The organism is Blastocatellia bacterium, from assembly GCA_025054955.1.
Taxonomy (GTDB): Bacteria; Acidobacteriota; Blastocatellia; order HR10; family J050; genus JANWZE01.
Window position 1 is genome coordinate 1 of sequence record JANWZE010000116.1, and the last position, 7,797, is coordinate 7,797.

The 7,797-nt window shown below is 56.4% G+C and carries 5 protein-coding genes and 1 pseudogene; 1 reads left to right on the plus strand and 5 read right to left on the minus strand.

Going from position 1 to position 7,797, the window contains the following annotated elements:
* Nucleotides 1-382: 382 nt before the first annotated feature.
* The 5 genes and pseudogenes from NZ823_15050 to NZ823_15070 form a co-directional block, all read right to left on the minus strand.
* Nucleotides 383-511 carry a hypothetical protein gene (locus NZ823_15050; protein ID MCS6806447.1) on the minus strand — a complete coding sequence of 43 codons (129 nt, stop codon included), beginning with the start codon at nucleotides 509-511 and terminating at the stop codon, nucleotides 383-385.
* A 609-nt stretch (nucleotides 512-1,120) separates the two neighbouring features.
* Nucleotides 1,121-1,252 carry a hypothetical protein gene (locus tag NZ823_15055; GenBank protein MCS6806448.1) on the minus strand — a complete coding sequence of 44 codons (132 nt, stop codon included), beginning with the start codon at nucleotides 1,250-1,252 and terminating at the stop codon, nucleotides 1,121-1,123.
* Between the two features lie 504 nt (nucleotides 1,253-1,756).
* Nucleotides 1,757-4,600 carry a LamG domain-containing protein gene (locus NZ823_15060; GenBank protein MCS6806449.1) on the minus strand — a complete coding sequence of 948 codons (2,844 nt, stop codon included), beginning with the start codon at nucleotides 4,598-4,600 and terminating at the stop codon, nucleotides 1,757-1,759.
* A 1,083-nt stretch (nucleotides 4,601-5,683) separates the two neighbouring features.
* A complete protein-coding gene (locus tag NZ823_15065) occupies nucleotides 5,684-6,145 on the minus strand; it encodes a Uma2 family endonuclease (protein MCS6806450.1) in 462 nt (153 codons plus the stop codon).
* A 68-nt stretch (nucleotides 6,146-6,213) separates the two neighbouring features.
* Nucleotides 6,214-6,324, minus strand: a pseudogene (locus tag NZ823_15070) (helix-turn-helix domain-containing protein).
* 708 nt (nucleotides 6,325-7,032) lie between these two features.
* Here NZ823_15070 and NZ823_15075 point away from each other — a divergent pair.
* On the plus strand, nucleotides 7,033-7,797 hold a 765-nt coding region (locus tag NZ823_15075; protein MCS6806451.1), incomplete at its 3' end, for a hypothetical protein.

Here is a 7,797-nt window from a genome sequence, read left to right on the forward strand (position 1 = left end):
CAATACTATTCGACGGCAGTCCGTGCTCGATCTGCCACACATCCTGAGCATATTGCGTGAGAGCCTTCCGCGGATCGAGTGCCCAGGCCGTGTGGGTTCCGGCCCCCACAGCCAGCAGGAGAACGACCAGGCCAAGAATTCCCATCATCTTGAAATCGTCCGGCTTCATAATCTCGTTGACTACGCCATCCCTTATGCTTGGCATCATTATAATAAATAGACGTAAATTTCCTGGAAAAAACCTTCAACCTTGTAAAATTTTTTTGACTCATGGTCAGACGATTCATTGCCGCTTACCCATGAGCAGTCACTTCGCAGTTACGAGCTACTTGCGCTCCGTCGTTCGCTGATGCGCTTTTCGGTCGTGTCAGCTCTGACTACCTCATACACATTTGTTGGGACGCTTACGCAAAATCCTACCCAGCCGCTGAATATGCTCGCGTGTAGAGCCAGAGCCGGAGAGTGAGATGGCCACTGAGGCATAGGGGATGTTGACACCCTCGTTGAGCACTTTGGAGGTGACCAGAGCCAACCCCTTTTCCTTGATAAAATGCCTGTAATCATTGGCGGCGCTCCTTGATCGCTGTGTGATGCGTAATGGCCGGGATCAGAAACCGTTCAGAGATGCGATAGGCCATATCGTTCTCAGCAGTGAAAGTCAGCACGCATAAGGGCAATTCTTCGAAAACGTCCAAGGTCAGCGTGCGCCAGAGGCGCAAATAGCAGGTCGCCAGACGTGCAACGTCTGGAACAGCCGATCGAACCAGAGTGGCGCGTCTGCAGTCGCGCCAAGACATGGGTGTTCGCGGCGAGTGTTTCAGTTGCACGAACGACCCCATGGGAGGGCTGCTGGCGCCTCTCCAAGGCGCCCCGGGAATTGGGGGATGACGTCCACCCAGATGTTTCACGTCTGGCTACCCTCTGGCGGCATCTAACGACGCCGTGTCCTGGAATCGCTCCTTGGGAAATAGCCCACGAAACACACGAAGCTCACGAAAGAGTTGTCTTCTCATCGTTCGTGGTGAAGGTGTATGGATGGGCCATTGGTCGTTATCCCAACTCGGAGCGTAAACGCGCCGCAGCGCGACGGCCTGAATCTAGCGCAAGCAAATTCCTACGCTCATAAACTCATCAGGATCGCGTAAACGCGCCGCAGCGCGACGGCCTGAATGTAGCCCGGCGTTTCAACGCCGAGCACGTTCCATCGGCCCCTCTCCCCACGTCGTGTCAGCGACGGTTGAACGATGCTCATGGATAGGCTCACCCGTCGCTGACGCGACGAAACACTGCTGAGCGTTCTGCCCACCGTGCACTGAAGTGCACGGCTACAGTCAGTGAGCCGCTGCGCGGCCATGGCAGGCTCAAGCTTATGACTCGTGCATGGTCTCTCGTCCCATCCTTGGAAAGTCCGTGAGAGCGCACGCCGGCGGGGAAATACGAAGCATGAAATCCCCAATCCGAATCGTTTCGGATTTCGATATTCGGATTTCGGATTTCCTGTTGCAAGGGTGCTCCCACGTTTTCACGCTTCGTGGCGTGCAATCGCATAGGGACGATTCTCCTGAAAATGCCCTGGAAGCGCGCGCCTCTGACATGCTTCTTCTCAAAGCAACACAGACCGCGTGCGCTCCCAGGTTTTTATTCTTCATGACGTGCGCGGAGCACATGAGCGATTCTTCCAAAGGTCCGACCCATCACCTGCCTCAGGAGATTCATACGTGTACAATCCGTCATCCGCAATTGGTGTGAGCCAGCGCTACGGTCCTCCGGTGATGGTGATTTGCACTTCAGCGACATTGTTCCCCTCGTTCGCTTCAGTGACCGCGCTGCCGCTGTCGGCAATGGCGCGGATGGTGGCCGCGCCGGTCGGAACATCGGTTGGAATGCGAATCGGCACGTTGAACGATTGCGAGGCGCCGGCGGCTAGCGTCCCCGTTGACACCGTCCCCAGCAACACATCAACGTCCGCTGCGCCGGGACGGCGGATGAAGAGCCGCACCTGGTGAGTCGCTGAACCCGCTTGCCCTTCACCTTGATTGACGATGTCGAAGGAAGCGACGGCCACGCCGCCGCGTGGGATCGTCAGCGGAACCACACGCAGGTTCCGCACAATCAGGTCAGGCAGACCGCTCACCCGCCGATTGCCGAAATTGCGGTTGGCAGCGATCTGGGCTGAAACGAGCGTCAGTGTGTATGTGCCCGGCGCCGGTGGGAACGTCTGCACCCATCCTGGCTGCAATGCCTCCGACACCGTGTAGGTGCCCGGGAATAACCCGCAAAAACGATACGTGCCTCCAGTGGCGGTGGTCGTCGTCCCGCTCACCGGACCGCTGAGCTGAATCGTCCAACCAGAAAGCCCAGTTTCACCAGGATTGATCACACCATCACCGTTGGCATCGTTCCACTTCATCCCTTCGATGCAGGCTTTACACTTGCCCTCTGAACGCGCCTGAACGAGGGCTTGAATCTCTTGCAGCGTCAGTGCGCGTTTGATGAGCTCGACTTCGTCCAGCTCGCCGGGGAAGAATAAACCAATCCCCTGCGCTGGCGTCCGCACGCCCAGATACAGATCGCCTGTATTGTCCAAGTTGGCGGGCGTGGCTGGGCTGCCCGACGGAGGCGCACCCAAAGGCGCACCGGTGAAGACCTGGACGCCATCAACATAGAGACGCACGCCGCTGCTCGTGTCAGCTCGATCCACAACGGCTGCCACATGGTGCCATTGCCCATCGGCGACGTTCGGGGAAGTCGTCGGAGCGACATAGTTCACACACGATACGCCCGCTGCGGGCGCTGGTGTGCACGTTGAGCTACCCGTGCCGTTGGCCATCTGCAGTCCCAATCGGCCGTTGCTGAGGAAGAGCGAATAGCCCAGAGGCGTCGGACCGCTGCGCTTATCAACGAGCACCACCACGCCCTGCGAGGCTGTCGTGCGCACCCAGGCATCGAGCGTGAAATTCCCCGTGCCCACATTCAGCTCGGGATGATCGGGCACGCGCACATGATCGTTCACGCCATCGAAGCGGAGCGCCCCGGCCACGATTCCCGGTGTCGGCGTCGGACCGTTGACGTGCGTACCGTTGTTGGCCACTAAGGCTAGGTCATTGGCTGTTGTGCCCGACGTCTCATCCAGCGGCCACCAAGCCGTCATATTCGCCGGCGGCCTTACGCAGCCGGTAATCAGGAGCGTTGCACATGACACATTGTTCTGCGAGTTAATGTCGCTCTGATTGGTCACTGTGGCGCAGTTTCGAATCTGGCTGCCTGGCGTTAACGTTATCGTTGCCGTGAAAGTAAACGTGGCGGAATATCCCGGAGGCAGCGGGTCTGTCGTGGCGCAATTGAGATAATCACCCGGAGCTGTAAAACCACATTGCCAGTTCAAGTTGCCACCTGATTGACTGATCGTCACCGGCAGGTTGAACGGCATCCCTGGGAATACCGGCTCAGATACCACGGTTCCGGGGAAGGGGCCGGGCGGACACGTTCCCGCGCCCACGTTCGTGATGGTGAGGGTGATCGTCACCGGCTGCCCGGTTGGCGCCGGATTCGGACTGAATCTCTTGCTGATCTGTAGATCGCATGGCCGCTTGTTGCCGAAGGCCACGTTGACTGTCTGCCCAGGTTGGACCGTCACAGTTTGCGAAGTTGGCGTGGTCGGCATCCAGCCTGATTGCACTTGCTCGGTCACGGTGTAGGTGCCTGGCGCAGTAACCGGTAAGCATGCCAGTGGCGTTCCCGGCGGGCTCGTCGTGATTGTGCCCACAGGGTTGTTGTTCGCATCAGTGACGGTGAATTGCCAACCGGGGAGCAACGGTTCATTCGCATCCTGCACGCCGTCGCCATCCAGGTCCTCGAACTTCAGCACGCAAATTTGACCTCTTTCGATCGGCTGCGGCCTGCACTTGCCCGCCGAGTCGGCGGCGACGATGCCCTGAATTTCTTGCTGGTCGAGCGCGCGGGTGAAGAGTTCCAGTTCATCAATGGCAATCTCGCAACGGCCGCCGGGCACGCGAATTCCGCCGATGAGCATCGGCAGCGTATTCGTGATACTGCCCGTTGGCAGCGCGAAGCTTCCAGCTTGAGCGCCGTTGATGTAGAACGTGCCGATGCCCGTTGCGCGGTTTACTGTCACGGCTACATGAACCCACGGGCCTGTATTGGCCAGCGGATTCGCCCCCGTTGGCAGTGATGTCAGACTGGTAAAGAGGAGGTTGTTGAGCTGGAACTTGAGAAATCCAGTGCTTGGCGAAGGTTGATCTACAAACAACGAGAAGCCGGTTTGGGTGGCGGGGTCCCATTTATCCACGATTGGCGCGAGGATACCACCTCCACATGGCACTACTCGTATCCAAGCATCAATGGAGAAGTCGCCGGGGAACGTGAGATCGGCGCTATGCGGGACTTCTACAAACGGGCCGTAGAAGTAGAGTGCCCCCGCCCCAACCTTTCCGGCGACAGGTGTGGGTCCCGTACCAACCGGTCCAACGGGCGCAGGCTTGGGGACACCTGTGTCGCTCACGGTTGAGCCGGGCGGTGGCGCAATATCGGCCACCGCGGTTGCTCCTGTTTGCTCATCGAGCGGGTACCATGCGACCATGCCCGCCGGCGGCACAACGCAAGGTTGTCCAGCCTGAGTGAGAGCCTGGAGTGCCAGCTCTCGATCGGCAGGATCGGCAAGAAGAAGAACCGCGATACGCAACCCAGCTTGCCTTTCATTCGGGAGGCGTTCATAGCAGGCGCACTCGCATTTGCCACCATGAAAAGGGCTCTGAACACATTTTCTATTGTGAGTTGAGGAACACTCGGTACAGTCAATACTTCTCCTCAGTGCTCCAACCTCGACTGTGCTGATATAGTCGAGCTGAATGCCCTGCTTGGAGAGATGATGTACAAAGATTTTTCGCAGACTCTTCTCATCCAACCAACCGATCTGTTCTAACTCAGCCAGGATTGTATCGGCCTGCGCTGAAGTCAACGCACCTGCTGGGTATGCCAACTTGTAGAGGTCACTTCCGGACACACTGTAGTAACTCCGAGCCAGAACGAGCAGGGGTTTCGGAGTCCACATTAAACTGAGACCAAGCAATAGCCCCACGCTGACGTGGAGCAACCGACTCACGCTTCGATGACCGATGCGAATGTTTTTGCCTTCCATAGTGATCTCCTCTGAAAAAGTGGCACGGGCGTTCCCGCCTGTGGCGTTTTTCATCGTTTGTCTCGCGTCGTCCGGACGACATGAACAACTCCTCTGAAAAATAGCCCACGAAACACACGAACCTCACGAAAGAATTGTATTTTCATCGTTCGTGGCGTGCTGTTGCATAGGAGCGATTCCCTTGAGAATCTGGCACAGGCGGGAACGCTTGTGCTCCACTTTCATGCTTCGTGACGTGTGTTGCATATAGGCGGTTCCCTTGGAAACAGCATTTTCGTCGTTCGCAGGTGCCCAAACCGCATAGGCGATCCATTGTCTACCATATTTCGCGGGAATTAGCGAGTCAGAATTTGCTCTAGGCAACGCAATTCATCGGGCAACGGGTCTTGGCATGACCGGCCGAAATCTATCCAGAAACCGAAGAGAGCACGACTCTCCACTCGGCCCTGCGTGTAAATCTTCACCGCATAAGGAGCCATCAAGTCTTCATGAAGAAGATGCTGGTGGAGAACCATCTGTTCAGGATCACCCCCAGCACTCCGCCACCCGATGTTTCCGGTAGTTGAGAGCCTTCGTCACCAGATCATGATGGCGCGTCGCCGGAGAGATCACTTCGACCCCAAGAAGCGGCGTGCCGGAGAAGCGTTCCTTTTCCAACCGATCTCGTTGATCCACAGGGACGACGCAAATGTCCCGCTCGTAATTCAACCCCGGACGCAACCGCACTACTGCCGGCCCGTTGAACACTTCGCCAACGTTTCGCCTCTGAACAAGGACATGAAGCGAAATGGTAAGGAGCCTCGTTATCGCCTGATGTCGGATACTGACTGGTGAGTGCATGATGACCTCTCGATCCTCGAATTCAGCAAACCACCTCTCAGGCGCTTTCTCGTAGTAATGCTCTTCGGTCCAGCCGGGGATACGCAGCAGGAAGGCGTGCAATGTTTCCTCACGCTCTGGTCCGATGAGTTTCACAGTAAGTCGCATCGCTCATCTCTCCGCGGGACATTTACTCGCCCACGAGCGTATCACCCACCCCTGCTCACTATCCGCCGCTACTTCTCCAGCGCGAGGTTGTATTTTTTGATCTTGCGGTAGAGCGTATCGCGGGAGATGCCCAGTTCGCGGGCGGTCGCCGACACGTTCCACTCGTGAGCTTGAAGCGCAGCTTTAGCCAGTGGCGTTCGGCTTCTTCCACAGCCTGGGAGATGGCGGATGAAGCACCGGCAGAGACGAGCTGTTCAGGAGCGGCTCCACTCTCATGCCTCCTGATCCACAAGATTCCCTCGTCGTCTTCATGTAGAACATTGACATGGATTTTGGTAATGAATTATGCTGCCTGCGGCTGTGAAAAAGCTAGTTTCAGAAACTTGATCACAGAAGAAGCTCTCAGGTAGAACACAGCCACCTTCTAAAAACAAGCGTCTTCGTTCGTCACGGTTTTTTGCTGTTTGAACCGGGTTGGCGGTTGGGTTGTATTATTATTCGGGTTGATACAACTCATAGGAATTGTCGTGTGGTACTGTCAGCGTTGCGTTTGACATTTTTCATAAAGAATCGTGCATGAGCGGTGTGATGGATGAAACGGAAGCGCAAGAGAGAAGTCATCTCACGACTGACACGAGAGAAGTCATCTCAAGACTGATAGGAACACTCTCCAGAGTGCGGTAGGTTAGCTACTGGCAGGGGCTCATACGGGTTCTGGGGAAGGGCACAAGCGCAACAAATGAGCAAAATGTCTCAGGAATACGGAAGAAGGCTTTATGAGGAAAGCAAGTGAGCCTCAACTTCCAACGTGCCTTCATGCAGGCGCCGGAGAAGCACAAGAGCGCTCTCTGTGGAATGCAGGTGAGCGTAAGGTGTGCCATCTTCTCTTGCTTGTTGGAGGCAATCCGCTGCCCAATACCGTCGCGGGGAAGTTGCTCGTTGCGCCGGGCGGGACCATCACCCTTGTTCATTCGGGAGGTGCTGCAGGCACTGCGGATGTCGCGCAAAGGCTCAAACAATGGTTGGAAGAGAAAGCGAAGGAAGAACAAACAAGCGTGAAAGTGGAGTTAAGGGAGGTTAGCGAGTCCAACCCTTCCTCCATTGTTCAAGGCGTGAAAGAGCGTCTTGAAGCCATCAACGCCCAGTCGGTCGGTCTCAACTACACCGGGGGCACAAAAGCCATGTCGGTTCACGCTTATCGCGCAGTGGAGCAGTGGGCCAAAGAAAAAGGCATTACGCCGGTTTTCAGTTACCTCGATGCCCGAACGTTGGAGATGGTGTTTGATCCGGTTGATGCTGGCAGCAGTGAGCAGAGGAGATACGTCGGACGAGCATTGGAATTGAAGTTAACGGACTTGCTGGCGTTGCACGGATGCACACTCAAGAACCAGCCGACACAAACGGTTCTCCTCCCTGAAACGGCTGATGCTTTAGCGAAGGCGTGCGGCAATGATGCGGGCTTCAAGGACTGGAGGCAGTGGATTGACAACGAATTACGTCCCAAGTGCCGGCGCTCGGATAAAGAGGATTGGAAAAATAAGACTCAACTTCAATCGGTTCGTCTGACTTTACCCAACAGTGAGTCCCTTCGTGAGGTTGTGCAGGCACTCAAGTCCGAACTGGGTCACCCTGATGATGATCTCGGGCTCACT